Annotated in this window: 13 protein-coding genes; 9 read left to right on the top strand and 4 right to left on the bottom strand. The window is 71.3% G+C overall.

The window, feature by feature from the left end; genetic code table 11:
- Positions 1 to 26: 26 nt before the first annotated feature.
- Entirely contained in the window at positions 27 to 2,306 is a 2,280-nt protein-coding gene (locus ABT057_RS27385) for an FdhF/YdeP family oxidoreductase (RefSeq protein WP_352346258.1), read from the bottom strand.
- Positions 2,307 to 2,473: 167 nt separating this feature from the next.
- On the opposite strand from ABT057_RS27385, the gene polA reads away from it, so the two are divergent.
- Positions 2,474 to 5,200, top strand: coding sequence for a DNA polymerase I (gene polA / locus ABT057_RS27390; protein WP_352346259.1), 2,727 nt, complete (start codon positions 2,474 to 2,476; stop codon positions 5,198 to 5,200).
- Positions 5,201 to 5,313: 113 nt separating this feature from the next.
- Here polA and ABT057_RS27395 read toward each other — a convergent pair whose 3' ends face one another.
- Positions 5,314 to 6,180: a DUF4184 family protein gene (locus tag ABT057_RS27395; protein WP_352346260.1), complete on the bottom strand. Its 867-nt coding sequence runs from the start codon at positions 6,178 to 6,180 to the stop codon at positions 5,314 to 5,316.
- A 317-nt stretch (positions 6,181 to 6,497) separates the two neighbouring features.
- Between ABT057_RS27395 and ABT057_RS27400 the strand changes: the two genes are divergently transcribed.
- The 3 genes from ABT057_RS27400 to pgfA all read left to right on the top strand — a co-directional run bounded on the left by ABT057_RS27400 (position 6,498) and on the right by pgfA (position 9,574).
- The gene (locus ABT057_RS27400) at positions 6,498 to 8,285 is read left to right on the top strand and encodes a lytic transglycosylase domain-containing protein (RefSeq protein WP_352346261.1); all 1,788 of its coding nucleotides are present in this window, start codon (positions 6,498 to 6,500) and stop codon (positions 8,283 to 8,285) included.
- A gap of 137 nt (positions 8,286 to 8,422) precedes the next feature.
- Positions 8,423 to 8,557, top strand: a complete 135-nt coding sequence (locus ABT057_RS27405) for an SPW_0924 family protein (RefSeq protein ID WP_352346262.1) — start codon at positions 8,423 to 8,425, stop codon at positions 8,555 to 8,557.
- A 21-nt stretch (positions 8,558 to 8,578) separates the two neighbouring features.
- Complete coding sequence (pgfA, locus tag ABT057_RS27410) at positions 8,579 to 9,574, top strand: cell envelope lipid trafficking protein PgfA (protein WP_352346263.1); 996 nt, start codon at positions 8,579 to 8,581, stop codon at positions 9,572 to 9,574.
- Here pgfA and hrpB read toward each other — a convergent pair.
- Entirely contained in the window at positions 9,564 to 12,071 is a 2,508-nt protein-coding gene (gene hrpB, locus ABT057_RS27415) for an ATP-dependent helicase HrpB (protein WP_352346264.1), read from the bottom strand. The genes pgfA and hrpB overlap by 11 nt on opposite strands.
- Before the next feature lie 4 nt (positions 12,072 to 12,075).
- Positions 12,076 to 12,978, bottom strand: coding sequence for a class I SAM-dependent methyltransferase (locus ABT057_RS27420; RefSeq protein ID WP_352346265.1), 903 nt, complete (start codon positions 12,976 to 12,978; stop codon positions 12,076 to 12,078).
- 318 nt (positions 12,979 to 13,296) lie between these two features.
- On the opposite strand from ABT057_RS27420, the gene rpsA reads away from it, so the two are divergent.
- The 5 genes from rpsA (at position 13,297) to ABT057_RS27445 (ending at position 18,773) form a co-directional block, all read left to right on the top strand.
- The gene (gene rpsA, locus ABT057_RS27425) at positions 13,297 to 14,790 is read left to right on the top strand and encodes a 30S ribosomal protein S1 (RefSeq protein WP_030791486.1); all 1,494 of its coding nucleotides are present in this window, start codon (positions 13,297 to 13,299) and stop codon (positions 14,788 to 14,790) included.
- A gap of 194 nt (positions 14,791 to 14,984) precedes the next feature.
- Positions 14,985 to 16,595: an NAD(P)/FAD-dependent oxidoreductase gene (locus ABT057_RS27430; protein WP_352346266.1), complete on the top strand. Its 1,611-nt coding sequence runs from the start codon at positions 14,985 to 14,987 to the stop codon at positions 16,593 to 16,595.
- A 111-nt stretch (positions 16,596 to 16,706) separates the two neighbouring features.
- Positions 16,707 to 17,645 (top strand): PAC2 family protein, encoded by a 939-nt coding sequence (locus ABT057_RS27435; protein WP_352346267.1) that lies wholly within the window; start codon positions 16,707 to 16,709, stop codon positions 17,643 to 17,645.
- Between the two features lie 64 nt (positions 17,646 to 17,709).
- Complete coding sequence (coaE, locus tag ABT057_RS27440; protein ID WP_352346268.1) at positions 17,710 to 18,342, top strand: dephospho-CoA kinase; 633 nt, start codon at positions 17,710 to 17,712, stop codon at positions 18,340 to 18,342.
- A gap of 50 nt (positions 18,343 to 18,392) precedes the next feature.
- The gene (locus ABT057_RS27445; RefSeq protein ID WP_352346269.1) at positions 18,393 to 18,773 is read left to right on the top strand and encodes a tetratricopeptide repeat protein; all 381 of its coding nucleotides are present in this window, start codon (positions 18,393 to 18,395) and stop codon (positions 18,771 to 18,773) included.
- The last annotated feature ends 8 nt before the right edge of the window (positions 18,774 to 18,781 follow it).

The raw sequence follows: 18,781 nt of genomic DNA on the forward strand, positions 1-18,781 counted from the left end.
CGACGTGCGGATGACTGAGCAAACGCTCAGTCGGTCGACGATTGTTCCAGACGGACCACGACGGACTTGCTGGCCGGGGTGTTGCTGGTGTCGGCGGTGGCGTCCAGCGGCACCAGGACGTTCGTCTCCGGGTAGTACGCGGCCGCGCAGCCCCTGGCGGTCGGGTAGACCACCACGCGGAAGCCGGGAGCGCGTCGCTCCACGCCGTCCTGCCACTCGCTGACCAGGTCCACGTACGTGCCGTCCGCGAGCCCGGCCTCGCGCGCGTCCTCGGGGTTGACCAGCACCACCCGGCGGCCGTTCCTGATGCCCCGGTAGCGGTCGTCCAGGCCGTAGATCGTGGTGTTGTACTGGTCGTGCGAGCGCAGTGTCTGCAGGAGCAGGCGGCCCTCGGGCAGCTTCGGGTACTCGACCGGCGCGGCGGTGAAGTTGGCCTTGCCGGTGGCCGTCGGGAAGCGGCGCTCGTCGCGCGGGGCGTGCGGGAGGGTGAAGCCGCCGGGGCGGGCGACACGTGCGTTGAAGTCCTCGAAGCCGGGGACCACGCGCGCGATACGGTCGCGGATCGTGCCGTAGTCCTTCTCGAACTCCTCCCACGGCACCCTGCTGTCCTCGCCGAGCACCCGGCGGGCGAGCCGGCAGACGATGGCCGGCTCGGACAGCAGCCGGGTGCCGGCGGGGGCCAGGCGGCCGCGTGAGGCGTGCACCATGCCCATCGAGTCCTCCACGGTCACGAACTGCTCTCCGCCGCTCTGGACGTCGCGCTCGGTGCGGCCGAGCGTGGGCAGGATCAGGGCGCGGGCGCCCGTGACCACGTGCGAGCGGTTGAGCTTCGTGGACACGTGGACGGTCAGCCGGGCGCGGCGCATGGCCGCCTCGGTGACCTCGGTGTCGGGGGTGGCCGCGACGAAGTTGCCGCCCATGGCGAAGAACAGCTTCGCCTCGCCGTCACGCAGGGCGCGGATGGCCCGTACGACGTCGAAGCCGTGCTCGCGCGGGGGCGCGAACCCGAACTCCTTCTCCAGGGCGTCCAGGAAGGCCGGTGCGGGGCGTTCGAAGATGCCCATCGTCCGGTCGCCCTGGACGTTGCTGTGGCCGCGGACCGGGCACACGCCGGCACCCGGGCGGCCGATGTTGCCGCGCAGCAGAAGGAAGTTGACCACTTCGCGGATGGTCGGCACCGAGTGCTTGTGCTGGGTCAGCCCCATGGCCCAGCAGACGATGGTCCGCTTCGAGGCGAGCGCCATGCTCAGGGCTTTCTCTATCTCCGCGCGCGTGAGGCCGGTCGCGGTGAGCGTCTCGTCCCAGTCGGCGGCTTCGGCGGCCGCGGCGAACTCCTCGAAGCCATGGGTGTGTTCGGCGATGAAACGCTCGTCCGTGGCGTTGTCCGACTCGAGGATCAGTTTGTTGAGGAGGCGGAAGAGGGCCTGGTCGCCGCCGAGGCGGATCTGCAGGAACAGGTCGGTGAGCGGGGCGCCGGTGGTGAGTCCCTTGGCGGTCTGCGGGTTCTTGAAGCGTTCCAGGCCCGCTTCGGGGAGGGGGTTGACACTGATGATCTTCGCGCCGCCGGCCTTGGCCTTTTCGAGGGCCGAGAGCATGCGGGGGTGGTTCGTGCCCGGGTTCTGGCCCGCGACGATGATCAGGTCGGCCTGGTGGAGGTCGTCGAGGAGGACGCTGCCCTTGCCGATGCCGATGGTCTCCGACAGGGCCGAGCCGGAGGACTCGTGGCACATGTTGGAGCAGTCCGGCAGGTTGTTCGTGCCGAGCTCGCGGGCGAAGAGCTGGTACAGGAACGCGGCCTCGTTGCTGGTGCGGCCGGAGGTGTAGAAGACGGCCTCGTCGGGGGAGGCGAGAGCCGCGGTCTCCTCGGCGATGATGTCGAAGGCGCGGTCCCAGGTGACCGGCTCGTAGTGCTCGCCGCCCTCGGGCAGGTACATGGGGTGGGTGAGGCGGCCCTGCTGGCCGAGCCAGTAGCCGCTGCGGGTCGCCAGGCCGGCGACGGAGTGCTCGGCGAAGAACTCCGGGGTGACCCGGCGCAGGGTGGCCTCCTCGGCCACCGCTTTCGCGCCGTTCTCGCAGAACTCCGCGGTGTGGCGGTGCTCCGGCTCGGGCCAGGCGCACCCGGGGCAGTCGAAGCCGTCCTTCTGGTTGACGCGCAGGAGGGTGAGGGCGGTGCGCTTCACGCCCATCTGCTGCTGGGCGATGCGGAGGGTGTGGCCTATCGCGGTCAGGCCCGCCGCCTCGTGCTTCGGACCGGCGACCTGAGGAGCGTCCTGGACCGGGTCGGCCTTGGGGGGCTTGGTAGCCATCGCGCGCTCTCCTTAACGACCTGGCGTCCGTGTATCCGTGTATCCGTGTATCTCTGTGCAGCTCTGCTGCACTGTTTCCCAGATCCTCGCACGCCCGGGGTCCGTCGTGGGCGGCCCGTTCCTGGCCGTGGGGTCGAGTGTCAGTGGGGCGTGGCAGGATCGGGGGCGTGGCAGAGACAGCAGCGAAGAAGACCGACACCCCCTCCGGCGGCAGCCGGCCGCGCCTGATGCTCATGGACGGGCACTCGCTGGCCTACCGTGCGTTCTTCGCGCTGCCCGCGGAGAACTTCACCACCGCGACCGGACAGCCGACGAACGCGATCTACGGCTTCGCGTCGATGCTGGCCAACACCCTGCGTGACGAGGCGCCCACGCATTTCGCGGTCGCCTTCGACGTCTCCCGCAAGACCTGGCGGTCCGAGGAGTACACGGAGTACAAGGCGAACCGCTCCAAGACTCCCGACGAGTTCAAGGGGCAGGTCGAGCTGATCGGCGAGCTGCTGGACGCGATGCACGTGTCGCGGTTCGCGGTCGACGGGTTCGAGGCGGACGACGTCATCGCGACTCTTGCCACCGAGGCCGAGGCCGAGGGTTTCGAGGTGCTGATCGTCACCGGGGACCGGGACTCGTTCCAGCTGGTCAGCGAGCACACGACCGTGCTGTATCCGACGAAGGGCGTCTCGGAGCTGACCCGGTTCACCCCGGAGAAGGTCTTCGAGAAGTACGGGTTGACGCCTGCCCAGTACCCGGACTTCGCGGCGCTGCGCGGTGACCCGTCCGACAACCTGCCCGGTATTCCGGGCGTCGGTGAGAAGACGGCCGCGAAGTGGATCAACCAGTTCGGGTCGTTCGCGGAGCTGGTCGAGCGGGTCGAGGAGGTCAAGGGCAAGGCCGGGCAGAATCTGCGGGACCACCTGGAGGCCGTCAAGCTCAACCGCCGTCTCACGGAGATGGTGCGGACGGTCGAGCTGACCAAGGCGGTCGCCGAGCTGGAGCGGGCGCCGTACGACCGGACGGCCGTCGCGATGGTCCTCGACACCCTGGAGATCAGGAACCCCTCGCTGCGGGAGCGCCTGCTCGCCGTCGATCCGGGCGGGCAGGAGGCCGAGGCCACCCCGGTGGTCACCGGCGGGGTGGCGGTCGACGGCACCGTGCTGGGCACCGGTGAGCTGGCCGGCTGGCTCGGTGAGCACGGCGCGCAGACGCTCGGCGTCGCCACGGTCGACACCTGGGGCCTGGGCGCGGGCTCGGTCGCCGAGGTCGCGCTGGCCGCCGGCGGCGGAGCCGCCGCCTGGTTCGACCCGTCCCAGCTTGACGAGGACGACGAGCGGGCCTGGGCGGCCTGGCTTGCCGCCGAGGACCGGGCCAAGGTCCTGCACAACGCCAAGGGCGCGATGCGCGTCTTCGCGGAGCACGGATGGGCCGTGGCGGGGGTCTCGATGGACACCGCTCTCGCCGCGTACCTGGTCAAGCCGGGACGCCGTTCGTTCGATCTGGACGCACTGTCCCTGGAGTACCTGGGCCGGGAGCTGGCCCCGGCCGCCGCGGCCGACGGGCAGCTCGCCTTCGGGGCCGAAGACGGCGCCGAGGCCGAGGCGCTCATGGTGCAGGCCCGCGCGATCCTCGACCTCGGCGAGGCCTTCCGGGAGCGGCTGGAGGAGGTCGGCGCGGCGGATCTGCTGCAGGACATGGAGCTGCCCACCTCCGCGCTCCTCGCCCGCATGGAGCGCCATGGCATCGCGGCCGACCGGGCGCATCTGGAGGCCATGGAGCAGATGTTCGCCGGTGCCGTCCAGCAGGCGGTGAAGGAGGCCCACGCGGCTGCGGGGCACGAATTCAACCTGGGCTCTCCCAAGCAGCTCCAGGAGGTCCTCTTCGGCGAACTGGGCCTGCCCAGGACCAAGAAGACCAAGACCGGCTACACCACCGACGCCGACGCCCTGGCCTGGCTGGCCACCCAGACGGACAACGAACTGCCGGTCATCATGCTCCGCCACCGTGAGCAGGCGAAGCTCCGCGTGACCGTCGAGGGGCTCATCAAGACGATCGCCGCCGACGGCCGTATCCACACCACGTTCAACCAGACGGTCGCCGCGACCGGACGGCTCTCGTCCACAGACCCGAACCTGCAGAACATCCCGGTCCGTACCGACGAGGGACGGGCGATCCGGCGCGGCTTCGTGGTCGGAGAGGGCTTCGAGTCCCTGATGACCGCCGACTACAGCCAGATCGAGCTGCGGGTGATGGCCCACCTGTCGGAGGACGAGGGACTCATCCGGGCCTTCACCTCGGGCGAGGACCTGCACACCACGGCCGCCTCGCAGGTGTTCGGCGTCGAGCCCGCCGCGGTGGACGCGGAGATGCGCCGCAAGATCAAGGCCATGTCGTACGGCCTGGCGTACGGTCTGTCGGCGTTCGGTCTGTCGCAGCAGCTGAACATCGACGCGGGAGAGGCACGCGCCCTGATGGACGCGTACTTCGAGCGCTTCGGCGGGGTGCGGGACTATCTGCGCCGGGCCGTCGACGAGGCGCGGGCCACGGGCTACACGGCCACGCTGTTCGGGCGCCGCCGCTACCTCCCCGACCTCAACAGCGACAACCGCCAGCGCCGCGAGGCGGCGGAGCGCATGGCGCTCAACGCGCCCATCCAGGGCACGGCGGCCGACATCGTCAAGCTGGCCATGCTCAAGGTGGCCGGTGCGCTGCGGGCGGCGGACCTCACCTCGCGGATGCTGCTCCAGGTCCACGACGAAATCGTCCTCGAGATCGCCCCGGGCGAGCGTGAGGCCGTGGAGGAACTGGTCCGCCGTGAGATGGCCGGCGCGGTCCACCTCAGGGCCCCGCTGGACGTCTCGGTGGGCGCGGGCCCGGACTGGGAGTCCGCGGCGCACTAGGTGTATTGACCCGCAGCGTTGTTGGCACGGCTGATCGGTGGCTGGCCGCCGAGTGCGCGGATCCCGGGCCGGGGCGCGACGTATCGCTGTCCACGTCGTGCCGCCGGCGCCGCTCACCGGACGCGCTGACGGCTCCGCCCGACGCTGATCTCCGTCTGCGGCCCGCCGGCGGCGGACCGGGGCGCCGGACGCCGGACGCGCACGCCGACGGCGTACAGCACCAGGCCGAGCAGCAGGCCCGCGCCCGCACCGAAACAGACCGTCGGGACCAGTTCCCACGGCTTGGCGTGGCGCGGCCCCCAGTAGTCCCACCAGCGGGTCGCCCGCCGCACGGCACCCAGCAGCGCGCAGCCCAAGAGCAGTGCCCCGGCCCACCAGCGGTCCCGCGCCGACAACGACGGCACTCCGACCGGTTCGCCGGCGGGTACCCGGCGCAGGGCATGGACCACGAACGCGGCGACGACGACGGCGCCCACGGCCGAACTGGCGTACTGCAGGGACGAGAAGAGCGGTGAGCCCGCGACCGTCTCGCCCAGGACCGGGAACAGCCGCGTGCCCCAGCGGTCGTGGTGGGTGAACGCGTCCCAGACGACGTGCGTCAGCGCGCCGAGCGCGGCGGAGACGTACCAACGGGCCGCCGTGGCAGCGCGTACGCGCGCGCGTGGCGTTCCGCAGCGCGTCAGGGTGGCCGTGCGGGCCTGCCGGTGCGACGGCAGCAGGGCCACCAGCGGTTCACGCAGCAGCAGCCAGAGGCCCACCAGGGCCCAGGCGATGAGCACGTCGACGGTGAAGACGCCGGTGAACGAATGGGTGACGTCACCGAACTCCATGGCCCCGGACAGGACACTTGCCGCGTAGTAGGTCAGGTCGGGAGCGAACGAGCCCGCCACGAGGACGGCCGGTACCAGTCGTCCGCGGCCGGTGCCGTCGCCGCGCACCGCGGGCAGTACGGCCGCCGCGTGACTCAGGGTGAACGGCAACGGGACTCCCGGGGGCGGTTCTTGGCGTGCTTGTTCGGCCGGTGATCGAAGACGCCCAGTATGCGGGACACGGTTCCCGGGCAAACGGAACCCGGCCAACCGATGAAATCGGCGCTCGAACGGGTGCCGGTGCAAAAGAAGTTGTCGTAGGGTCGCTTGGGTTGCCGTCCCGCCGGGCGCAGTCGAACAAACGAACAGGGCCGGACGATCCCGCTCCCGTGCAACCCTCGGGGCAGGCTGATCGTCACTACAGCCGCACGGACCGTGCAGAGCAGACAGGGTCGGGCGCTCGGGCGTCCACGGGAGGGGTTCACTTCATGTCGTCGGCGCATTTCGGCAAAAGGCTCCGCAAGGGGGCGCTCAACACCACCGTGGCCGCAGTGGCGGTCGCGGCGTTGGCCGCGTCCCAGGCACCGGACGTCACGGCCGACGGCGCGGGCAGACAGACCGCCGCCGACGCCCCTGCCGGTGAGGCCGGGAGCGGCCCGGGCGGCACGGACAGTGCCACCGGCGACTCCTTCTACTACACGGACCTGCCGCCGCTGAACAGCCCGAACCCCGCGCCGAGCGCGACCGCCGGGACCGGCCCCACCGGCACCGGCAGTTCCGAGGCGGGCATCCCCGCGACCGTCCTGGACGCCTACAAGAAGGCCGAGGCGGAGCTGGCGCAGTCCAAGCCCGGCTGCAACCTGCCCTGGGAGCTCCTCGCCGCCATCGGCAAGGTGGAGTCCGGCCAGGCCCGCGGCGGCGACGTCTCCGCCGACGGCACCACCATCAGCCCGATCCTCGGCCCGGTCCTCAACGGCAACGGCTTCGCCAGCATCAGCGACACCGACGACGGCGTCTACGACGGCGACAGCACCTACGACCGTGCCGTCGGCCCCATGCAGTTCATCCCGTCCACCTGGGCGTGGGCGGGCCGCGACGGCAACAGCGACGGCAAGAAGGACCCCAACAACATCTACGACGCGGCGCTCGCCGCCGGTCACTACCTGTGCCGCAACAACTGGGACATGTCGACGGACGCGGGGCTGCGCAGCGCGATCCTCAGCTACAACAACTCGACGGACTACTACAACACCGTCTACTCGTGGCTGGAGTACTACCGCAAGGGCACCCACGAGATCCCCGACGGCACCGGAACACTCCCGGGCGGCAACAGCGGCACCACGCCCGCCACGCCGTCGACGCCCGGCACCCCGAGCACGCCGGCGGACCCGACCACTCCGGCCACACCGGGCACGCCGTCGCCGCCGAGCACCTCGCCCACGCCGACCGACACGGTCGACCACCTCGAGGACGCGGGCTCGGCCAAGCTCACCGCCATGGCGGGCGACGCGTTCACCGGGAAGATCAGCACCCGCGCCGAGACCAAGGCCGGCAAGGCCGTCGCCAAGGTCCGGGTCCGCTTCACCATCCTCGGCGGCACCGACGCCACCTTCAAGGGTGGCGAGAGCGTCACCACGGTCCAGACCGACAGCAAGGGTGTCGCCGTGGCACCCGCGCTCCAGGCGGGCGAGAAGACCGGCACCTTCAAGGTCCGCGCCACCGTCGTCGGCCGCACGGTCACCGCGTTCGACTACACGGTCACCGTCACCGAGCGCGCCGCCGACACCCTCGCCCGCACCGACAGCACCGCGCTGACCGTCGTCGCGGGCGGCGAGTTCGCCACCCAGGTCGGGGTGAAGGCCACCTACAAGGACGCCGTCGCGGACAAGGTCGCCGCCACCGCCACCCTGATCAAGTCGGCCGACGACCCCACCGCCAACGACAAGGGCCCCTACTTCAAGGACGCCTCCGGCAACCCGGTCCGCACCCTGACGGGCCTTCAGACGGACGCGAACGGCCTGCTGACGCTGCCGAAGCTGTACGCGGACGACACCGCCGGCACCTTCCTGCTGCGTGTCACCACCACGGGCGGCGCCACCCTGACGATCGAACTGACCGTCACCGCGCCCGCGACCACCCCGACATCCGACCCGACGCCCGACCCGACGCCCACCGAGTCGTCGAGCGCGTCCGCCTCCCCGAGCACTTCGGCGAGCGAGTCGTCGAGCGCCTCGGCGAGCGCGTCGTCGTCCGAGTCGGCCACCTCCGGCTCGTAGACCCCGGCATCCCGTACGACCGCTGCGGCGCCCTTCCCTCGGGAGGGGCGCCGCAGTCGTGTCCGACGTGTTCTCATCTCGCCCGCCCGTTGCTACGGTGCCGCACCTGACGCAGTGTCAGCTCCGGGAGGCCCCGTATGCGTGCCCTGATCGCCGCCGCGACCGGTCTCGCCGTCGCGCTCGCCCTCGTCCTCACGGTCGGCGCGATCGGCACACCGGCCGGGAAGACCTCTCCGAAGCCGCTGCTGACGACGGTGCCCGCACACCCGTAACCGCCCCGGAGGGAGGCCGAGATGCGCCGCAAGGCAAGCCTGGTCCTGCTCGCCCTCGCCGTGTTCTTCGCGGCGCTGTCCCCGCTGCTGCGCTGGTACGCCTTCCCGCGGCTGGCCAAGATCCCGGCGAACGAGTACCAGACGATGGTCCTGGAGGCGAAGAACGCCACCCTCCTCGACTACAACGCCGGCATGACCGCCCACAAGGTCCCCAAGGTGACCATCGTGCAGACCCTCAAGGGCAATGTGGAGGCCTCCGAGAAGATCGAGAAGACGGCGGGGCGGGACGTCGTCGTCTGGGACGGCCTCTCCTACATCCAGGGCCCCGACGGCAAGATGGTCTCCAGGGTCCCCGAGCGTTACATCTTCGACGCCCACAGCCAGGAACCCGTCCACGCCACCGGCGAGGCGGTCGACGGCGACCCGGTCCGCCGCGAGGGCATCGAGTTCAAGTGGCCCTTCATGACGGAGAAACGGGACTACCAGTACTTCGACGCCCAGACCCGCACCACCAACCCCATCCACTACAAGGGCACCCAGGACTTCCGGGGAGTGAAGGTCTACTACTTCGAGCAGACCATCCCCTGGACCAAGGTCTCCATGCCCAAGACCATGCCCGTCGCAGGCATCACCCCCGAGACCGTCGCCAAGACCGGCACCACCCGCTGGTACACCACGGTCCGCAGGTTCTGGGTCGAACCGCTGACCGGCGCCCCCGTCTACGGCGAGGAGATCCACAAGGAGGAGCTCCGCGGCGGCTCCCTCCTCGGCGGCCGCGCCAAGGTCACCGCCTTCGCGGGGGACGTCAAGATGCGCGAGGACTACGTCGAGCACACGGTCGCCCTGGTCAAGCACAACCGCACCCTCGTCCTGCTGCTGACCTCCTACCTGCCCCGGGGCTTCCTCACCCTGGGCGTCCTGCTGCTGGCCGTCTCCCTCTGGCTCGAGGCCCGCGGCCGGCGCCCGGCCGGGCCGGCACCGGCCCCCGCCGCCGAGCCGGAACCCGTCACCGCCTGAGCCGCGCGTTGGTGTGCCGCGTCGGCTCGGCGGAGGCGGGATCCTCCGGCCAGGGATGCTTCGGATACCGCCCCCGCAACTCCGCCCGCACCCCCTTGTAGCCGTCCTTCCAGAAGGAGGCGAGATCGGCGGTGACGGCGGCCGGCCGGCCCGCGGGGGAGAGGAGATGGACGAGCAACGCCACCCCCGCCACCCGCGGCGACTCCTGCAGTCCGAACATCTCCTGCAACTTGACGGCGAGGACGGGCCGCTCGGGATCCGAGTAGTCGATCCGGATTCCGGACCCACTCGGTACGGCGATCCGCTCCGGCGCCAGCTCGTCCAGCCGCGCCGCCTCCCCGGAGGCCCACGGCAGCAACCGCCCGAGCGCGGCCCCGGCGTCGATCCGCGCGAGATCGCTCCGCCGCCGGGCCCGGCTCAGCTCGGGCTCCAGCCAGTCCTCCACGCGCGCGTGGAGGGAGGCGTCGGACACGTCGGGCCACGGCTCGCCCACGTGCAGCCGCAGGAACGCGAGCCGCTGCCGCAGTACGCCCGCGCCCGGCGACCACCGCAGCAGCCGCAACCCCTCTTCCCGCAGCCCGTCAAGGAGCGCCTCGCGTACGAGCACGGGGTCGGCGTCCCGCAGCGGACGCACCGCCAGCTCCACGGCCCCGAGCCGCTCCACTCGCCGGGCGACGACGTCCCCGTCGGCCCAGCGCACCTCGTCCCGCTCGTCGAGCAGCGCGGCACCCGCGAGCCGTGCGATCTCCTCGTCGGCCACGGCCGCGAGCTGCACACGCGCGTGCCCGCTGCCGACGGGCCGGTCGGCGACGGCGACGGCGAGCCAGGGTGCGGAGCGCAGGGGGGAGCCCTCGCGGAGTTCGGCACGGGTGCCGGAGGCCATGAGACACGACCCGCCGTCCGCCCTGGCGACCCGCTCGGGAAAGGCCAGGGCGGCGACGAGGCCGGCCGCGCGCTCGTCACCAGTGCCCTGTCCTGCCCCGGTCTCGTCCTCGGCGGTGACGACGGCCCGCAGACGCCGCACCTCGGAACGCCACCGCGACGCGTAGGCGTCACCGCCACGCCGCGCACGACGCAGAGCGGCGGCCAGATCGTCGCCGTACTCCCGCGGGGCCTCCTCGCTCAACAGGGCGACGACCTCCACCGCCCGCTCCACTCCCACCAGCGAGACGCCGTCCAGCAAGGCCCGCCCCAGCCGGGGGTGCAACCCCAGCCGGGCCAGCCGGACACCGCGTGCAGTGGCCCGACCGTCATGACCGACAGCCCCCACAGCCGTCAGCAGCCGCCGCGCCGCCGCCATCGCCCCGCCCGGCGGCGGATCCGGCAACGCCAGCGAGGACGCCTCCGGATCACCCCAGCAGGCCGCCTGAAGGGCGAACGCGGTCAGGTCGGCCACCTTGATCTCCGGCGCCGGGAACCGCGGCAGACGGGCGTCCTCCGCCTCCGCCCAGCACCGGTACACCGCCCCCGGCGACTCACGCCCGGCGCGCCCCGCCCGCTGCCGCGCCGCCGCCTGCGAGGCCCGCACGGTCGCCAGCGCGCTCAGCCCGCGCGCGTGGTCCACCCGCGGCTCCCGTGCCAGTCCCGAGTCGACCACCACCCGCACCCCGGGCACCGTGAGAGAGGACTCCGCGACGGAGGTCGCCAGCACCACCCGACGACGCTCCCCGGGTGCCAGCACCGCGTCCTGCACGGCGGCCGGCGCCCGCCCGTGCACCTGGAGCACGTCCACGCCGGCCGGCTCCCCGAGCTGCCGCGCGACCCGCGCGATCTCCCCCACGCCCGGCAGGAAGCACAGGACGTCCCCCGCCCGCTCGGCCAGCGCCCGCCGCACCACCGACGCCACATGCGAGAGCAGCGCAGGATCCACCCACGTCCCGTGCGGCGGCCGTACCGGACGGGACGGCGGCGCCCAGACCACCTCCACGTCGTACGAGGCCCCGTGGGCCTCCACCACCGGCGCCCCGCCCAGCAGCCGCGCCCACCCCTCGGTGTCGGTCGTCGCGGACGCGGCCACCAGCCGCAGATCGGGCCGCAGGGTCTCCCGGACGTCCCACAGGAAGGCGGCCGACGTGTCCGCGTCCAGATGCCGCTCGTGGCACTCGTCGAGCATCACCACGTCGACGCCCGGCAACTCCTGGTCGCGCTGGAGACGTTGCAGCAGCACACCGGTCGTGACGACCTCCACGCGCGTGTGCCGCCCCACGACCCGCTCCCCGCGTACGGTGAACCCGACACTCCCGCCGGGCTTCTCGCCCAGCAGCCACGCCATCCGCCGGGCCGCGGCCCGTGCCGCGATCCGCCGCGGTTCGGCCACCACCACCCGCCGCCGCGGACCCTCGCCCAGCAGTCCCGCGAGCGCCAGCGGCACCAGCGTGGTCTTGCCGGTGCCGGGCGGCGCGGCCAGGACGGCGGTGCCGGGCCCGTCCAGAGCGTCGTTCAGGGCGGGCAGGGCGGCCCGAACGGGCAGCGCGTCCAGGGCGTCGTAACGGATCACATCCCTAGTCTCGTTCGCAGACGAAGATCGCCGTGCCCGGGATCAGGTTTCCGCGCAGCGGGGACCAGCCGCCCCACTCGGCGGTGTTCCAGGCCGGCCACTCCGGCTCGACCAGGTCCACCAGGCGGAAACCGGAGGCCACGACGTCCCGGACCCGGTCGCCCAGCGTGCGGTGGTGCTCGACGTAGACCGCGCGGCCCTCGTCGTCCACCTCGACGTACGGAACGCGGTCGAAATAGGACGCGGACACCGACAGCCCCTCGGGACCCGGCTCGTCCGGGAACGCCCAGCGGATCGGATGCGTGACGGAGAAGACGAACCGGCCGCCGGGGCGCAGCACCCGGTGGACCTCCTTCAGCACCAGCACCGGGTCGGCGACGAAGGGCAGCGCCCCGTACGCCGAGCAGGCCAGGTCGAAGGAGCCGTCCGCGAAGGGCAGCGCGCCCGCGTCGGCGCACACCAGCGGGAACGTCCCGCCGATCCGCAGCGCGTGCTGGAGCTGGCGGTGGGAGAGGTCCAGGGCGACCGGACGCGCACCCTGGGCGGCCAGCCAGCGGGCGCACTGGGCCGCGCCGGCGCCGATCTCCAGGACGTCCTTGCCCTTGAGGTCCTCCGGCGGGCCGAGGAGCTCGGCCTCCACCTCGTCCAGACCCTCGGGACCCCACACGAAGCGGTCGTCGCCCAGGAACGTGCCGTGCTCGATCTGGTAGTCGTCCGCGTTGCGGTCCCACCAGCCCCGGTTGGCCCGGGTGCTCTCCGTGGCGTCAGCGTCGCGCCGGGTGGCCTCGGGCTCGAAGGCGGGCTCGGGGACCGGCGCGGACGATGCGGGCTCTTGGATGATCGGCTCCCTCGTATTAGTCTGCGGCTCTTCCGTGCGACCCGCCCGACAGCGTCGGTGACGCGTCACCGGGAGGGTCTCCTGAGGCCCGCGTGGCCTCAGGAGAAAGGTTTTGTGCCGGGTATGCGGCGATCCGCCCCGGGTGTGCGCCTTCGCGCATTGACCCTGTCCTGCTGCCCCCGTATGCTACAAGTTGCGCTGCGAGCCTGCGCACCTCAGACGTAGCAGGCTGCGCCGCATCTGTCGTATGTCCCCTCGGTTGTCGAGGCGCCGTCGCCGGTTCGCCGGTGGGGCGCTTCCTTGGCTGTCCGGCTTCTTCAGAGCGACACGGGCTCCCGGCGTAGCAGTACCTACGACTTCAATGTCCGTACCGGAGCCCTTTCCCACATGACGAGCAGCACCGAGACCACCGCCACCACCCCGCAGGTTGCGGTCAACGACATCGGTAACGAGGAAGCCTTCCTCGCCGCGATCGACGAGACGATCAAGTACTTCAACGACGGCGACATCGTCGACGGCGTCATCGTGAAGGTCGACCGGGACGAGGTCCTGCTCGACATCGGTTACAAGACCGAAGGCGTTATCCCGAGCCGCGAGCTCTCGATCAAGCACGACGTCGACCCCAACGAGGTCGTCGCCGTCGGTGACGAGATCGAGGCCCTTGTTCTCCAGAAGGAGGACAAGGAAGGCCGCCTGATCCTCTCGAAGAAGCGCGCCCAGTACGAGCGTGCCTGGGGCACCATCGAGAAGATCAAGGAAGAGGACGGGATCGTCACCGGTACCGTCATCGAGGTCGTCAAGGGTGGTCTCATCCTCGACATCGGCCTCCGTGGCTTCCTCCCGGCCTCCCTGGTCGAGATGCGCCGCGTTCGCGACCTCCAGCCCTACGTGGGCAAGGAGCTCGAGGCCAAGATCATCGAGCTGGACAAGAACCGCAACAACGTGGTCCTGTCCCGCCGTGCCTGGCTGGAGCAGACCCAGTCCGAGGTCCGCCAGACGTTCCTCACGACCCTCCAGAAGGGTCAGGTCCGGTCCGGTGTGGTCTCCTCGATCGTCAACTTCGGTGCCTTCGTGGACCTGGGTGGCGTCGACGGTCTGGTCCACGTCTCCGAGCTGTCCTGGAAGCACATCGACCACCCCTCCGAGGTCGTCGAGGTCGGCCAGGAGGTCACGGTCGAGGTCCTCGACGTCGACATGGACCGCGAGCGCGTCTCCCTGTCGCTGAAGGCGACCCAGGAAGACCCGTGGCAGCAGTTCGCCCGCACCCACCAGATCGGCCAGGTCGTGCCCGGCAAGGTCACGAAGCTGGTTCCGTTCGGTGCGTTCGTCCGCGTGGACGAGGGCATCGAGGGTCTGGTCCACATCTCCGAGCTGGCCGAGCGCCACGTGGAGATCCCGGAGCAGGTCGTCCAGGTCAACGACGAGATCTTCGTCAAGGTCATCGACATCGACCTCGAGCGTCGTCGCATCAGCCTCTCGCTGAAGCAGGCCAACGAGGCCTTCGGTGCCGACCCGGCCACGGTCGAGTTCGACCCGACCCTGTACGGCATGGCCGCGTCCTACGACGACCAGGGCAACTACATCTACCCCGAGGGCTTCGACCCCGAGACCAACGACTGGCTCGAGGGCTACGAGACCCAGCGCGAGGCGTGGGAGCACCAGTACGCCGAGGCGCAGACCCGCTTCGAGCAGCACCAGCAGCAGGTCATCAAGTCCCGCGAGGCCGACGCCGCTGCCGCGGCCGAGGGCGGCGAGGCCGCGGCTCCGGCCGCGTCCGGTGGCGGCTCGTACTCCTCCGAGGGTGCGGACACCTCCGGTGCCCTCGCCTCGGACGAGGCGCTGGCCGCGCTCCGCGAGAAGCTCGCCGGCGGCCAGAGCTGAACGCTCACTGAGCAGTAGCTCCTGACTGAGGGGCCGTACCTTCCGGGGTGCGGCCCCTCAGCCGTGGGCCCGTCCAACCCGCTGGACAAGTGCTGGAGTGGAAATATGCGGGATACACGAGTAACCGCCGCCCTGTAACGCGTAGTTGGGACGCTTCCCCGGTCTTCGTCCAAGATCGGAAAGGGAGCCCAGCCATGGCACAGCCTCAACCAGGGTCGGGAACGAGCCGGCGGACCTTTCTGCGGAACGTCGGACTCACCGGCGGCGCCGGAACCATGTTCGCCACCATGGGAGCCCTCGGTCTCGCCCCCACCGCCCAGGCCGCCCCGCGGGAGACGCCCTTCAGGGCGCCGAGCCCCGGCGACTTCCACCTCACCGGCCGCGCCGCCGCCAGGGTCGTCATCGTCGGCGGCGGCATCGCCGGCCTGACCGCCGCCTACGAACTCGGCAAGGCGGGCTACGACTGTACGGTCCTGGAGGCCAGGGACCGCACCGGCGGCCGCAACTTCACCGTACGCGGCGGTGACACCACCACCGATCTGTACGGCAACCGGCAGACCGCGCGTTTCGCCGACGGGCACTACATGAACGCCGGGCCCGCCCGCATCCCCCAGTGGATGGTCACCCTCGACTACTGCCGGGAACTCGGCGTCCCCATCGAGGTGTTCACCAACGTCAACGCCGACGCCTACCTGTACAACGAGGCCGCCGGCATGAAGCGGCCGGAGCGCTACCGCACCGCGAAGGCCGACGTCTACGGCTATGTCGCGGAGCTGCTCGCCAAGGCCACCGACACCGGCGCCCTCGACGGCGAGCTGACGGCCGACGACCGGGAACGGCTCGTGGAGTTCCTCAAGGACTGGGGCGAGCTCGGCGACACCCTGACGTACGAGGGCGGCGAGCGCCGCGGGTACACGACCGTCCCCGCCGCGGCCGGCACCCCGGGCGTGCTCCTCGGGGACCTGCCGGCCGCCTCGCAGGTGTTCGCCAGCGGCGTCGGGCGCTACTTCTCCTTCGAGTTCGGCTTCGACCAGGCCATGCTGATGTTCCAGCCGGTCGGCGGCATGGACCGCATCCCTGCGGCGCTCACACGGGCGATCGGCGGCGCGCGCAGGATCCGTACGGGCGCCGTCGTCTCGAAGATCGCCGACACGGGTGACGGCGTCAGCGTCACGTACAAGCAGGGCGGCCGTACGAGGGTCGTCGAGGCCGACTACTGCGTCGCCGCGCTGCCGCCCAACATCCTCGCCAAGGTGCCGCACAACCTGGGTTCCGGCGTGCAGAGTGCCCTCGAGGCGATCACCCCGTCGTCCGCCGCCAAGATCGGACTGGAGTACCGGTCCCGCTGGTGGGAGCTCGACCACCGGATCTACGGCGGCATCACCGAGACCGACATGGACGTCACGCACATCTGGCACCCGTCGTACGGCTTCCACGGCGAGCGCGGTGTCCTCATCGGTTACTACAACTACGGCGCCGACGCCGACGCGTACGCCGCGCTGACACCCGCGGGACGCGAGGCACGCGCGGTGGCGGCCGGAGTGAAGATCTACGGCGCCAAGTACCGCACCGAACTCGTCTCCTCCTTCTCCCACCACTGGCGCCAGACACCGCACCTGGAGGCGGCCTGGCACAGCACCCCGGGTGGCCCCGACGACCCCCGTTACCGGCCGCTGAACGAACCCACCGGACGTGTCCACTTCGCCGGAGACTGGCTCAGCTACACCGACGCCTGGCAGCACGGGGCCTTCACCTCGGCCCGCAGGGCCGTGACCGCGCTGCACGCGCGCGTGCTCGCCTCGTGATCCCGCCGGTCGTGAGAAGTCGCTGAGGCTCACCCGATCAGGGGCGTGGGCCGGGAATGCCCACGTCCCTCCGGGCGTTGATGTGTATGAACACGAGGAGGAGCGGTCCAGGTGCTTGATCCGCAGGGTTTGTACGCATGGGAGCCGAAGGGGCTGGGCGTCGTCGACATGGCGCTGTCCCAGGAATCGGCCGGACTTGTCATGCTCTACCACTTCGACGGATACATCGACGCGGGCGAGACCGGCGACCAGATCGTCGACCGGCTCCTCGACTCGCTGCCCCACCAGGTCGTCGCCCGCTTCGACCACGACCGGCTGGTGGACTACCGCGCGCGCAGGCCGCTGCTGACCTTCAAGCGCGACCAATGGACGGAGTACGAGGAGCCGGCCATCGAGGTGCGGCTCGTCCAGGACACCACCGGAGCCCCCTTCCTGCTGCTGTCCGGCCCCGAGCCGGACGTCGAGTGGGAGCGCTTCGCCGTGGCCGTGAAGCAGATCGTGGAACGGCTGGGCGTACGCCTGACGGTGAACTTCCACGGCATCCCGATGGGCGTCCCGCACACCCGCCCGGTGGGCCTCACCCCGCACGGCAACCGCACGGACCTGGTCCCGGGCCACCGCAGCCCGTTCGACGAGGCCCAGGTCCCCGGCAGCGCCGAGGCGCTCGTCGAGTACCGGCTCATGGAGGCCGGCCACGACGTGCTGGGCGTCGCCGCGCACGTCCCGCACTACATCGCCCGCTCCGCGTACCCGGACGCGGCGCTGACCGTCCTGGAGACGATCACCGCGGCGACCGGACTGGTCCTGCCGGGCATCGCGCACGGCCTGCGCACGGACGCGCACCGTACGCAGACGGAGATCGAGCGCCAGATCCAGGAGGGCGACGAAGAGCTCACGGCCCTCGTCCAGGGACTGGAGCACCAGTACGACGCCGCCGCGGGCGCCGAGACCCGGGGCAACATGCTGGCCGAGCCGGTGGACATCCCGTCGGCGGACGAGATCGGTATGGAGTTCGAGCGTTTCCTCGCGGAGCGCGAGGGCGACGGCTGAAGCACACCCATCACATCGGGGCCTGCCGGGTACTTTGTCACCGGCAGGCCCTAAGCTTCCCGTCATGCTGAAGGTGGGCCTGACCGGTGGCATCGGCGCCGGCAAGAGCGAGGTGTCGCGGCTGCTCGTGGAGTGCGGAGCCGTGCTGATCGACGCGGACCGCATCGCACGTGAGGTCGTCGCGCCGGGAACGCCCGGGCTCGCGGCGGTCGTCGACGCGTTCGGGAAGGACGTGCTGGCGCCGGACGGCAGCCTGGACCGGCCCAAGCTGGGCTCGATCGTCTTCGCCGACCCGGAGAAACTGGCCGTCCTGAACTCGATCGTGCACCCTCTGGTGGGCGCCCGGTCCCGCGAACTGGAGACCGCCGCCCCCGAGGACGCCGTGGTCGTCCATGACGTCCCGCTCCTCACCGAGAACGGCCTGGCCCCGCTCTACGACGTCGTGGTGGTCGTCGACGCCAGTGCCGAGACCCAGCTCGACCGCCTCGTCCGGCTGCGCGGTATGACCGAGGACGACGCCCGCGCGCGGATGGCCGCCCAGGCGACCCGGGAGAAGCGCCGGGAGATCGCCGACGTGCTGATCGACAACGACGTACCGCTGCCGGAACTGGAGCGGCGCGTGCGGGAGGTCTGGGCCGGCCTGGTGCGCAGGACGCACACCGAGCGGCGGCCCGCCGGGGGGTCCGCACAGGAATAGGGGTGCTCGCTCCGCGCGTTGAACCCTCCCAGCAAGGGAAGGAATTTTCCGTGCCCGATACCAGCGGTTCCACCGGACGTACTCCGGAGACGCACGTCATCGACTTCCGTGCCGCGGAGCAACTGCTTGCCGCACGGGACCCGCGGGGCGCGGTGAAGCTGCTCGACGGAGTCATCGCCGCGCACCCCGAGAACACCGCCGCCCGCCTGCTGCGCGCCCGCGCCTTCTTCGCCTCCGCGCAACTCCGGCCCGCCGAGCTGGAGTTCACCGTGGTTCTGGAGCGAGAGCCGGACAACGCGTACGCGCACTTCGCGCTCGCCCGCACCTACGAGCGGCAGGGACGCGGCGACCAGGCCAAGCGCCACTTCCGGCTGGCGGCGGCGCTCGACCCGAACCCGCAGTACCTGAAGGCGGCCCGCTTCGAGACCTGAGCGCGGCC

The sequence above is a fragment of the Streptomyces sp. NPDC002588 genome, from assembly GCF_040295925.1.
GTDB lineage: Bacteria > Actinomycetota > Actinomycetes > Streptomycetales > Streptomycetaceae > Streptomyces.

What these genes read in the sequence shown, in the direction of transcription:
- ABT057_RS27400 (WP_352346261.1), top strand. Translation starts at nt 6,498, where the DNA reads ATGTCGTCGGCGCATTTCGGCAAAAGGCTCCGCAAGGGGGCGCTCAAC.
- pgfA (WP_352346263.1), top strand. Translation starts at nt 8,579, where the DNA reads ATGCGCCGCAAGGCAAGCCTGGTCCTGCTCGCCCTCGCCGTGTTCTTC.
- coaE (WP_352346268.1), top strand. Translation starts at nt 17,710, where the DNA reads ATGCTGAAGGTGGGCCTGACCGGTGGCATCGGCGCCGGCAAGAGCGAG.
- ABT057_RS27385 (WP_352346258.1), bottom strand. Translation starts at nt 2,306, where the DNA reads ATGGCTACCAAGCCCCCCAAGGCCGACCCGGTCCAGGACGCTCCTCAG.
- ABT057_RS27430 (WP_352346266.1), top strand. Translation starts at nt 14,985, where the DNA reads ATGGCACAGCCTCAACCAGGGTCGGGAACGAGCCGGCGGACCTTTCTG.
- rpsA (WP_030791486.1), top strand. Translation starts at nt 13,297, where the DNA reads ATGACGAGCAGCACCGAGACCACCGCCACCACCCCGCAGGTTGCGGTC.
- ABT057_RS27405 (WP_352346262.1), top strand. Translation starts at nt 8,423, where the DNA reads ATGCGTGCCCTGATCGCCGCCGCGACCGGTCTCGCCGTCGCGCTCGCC.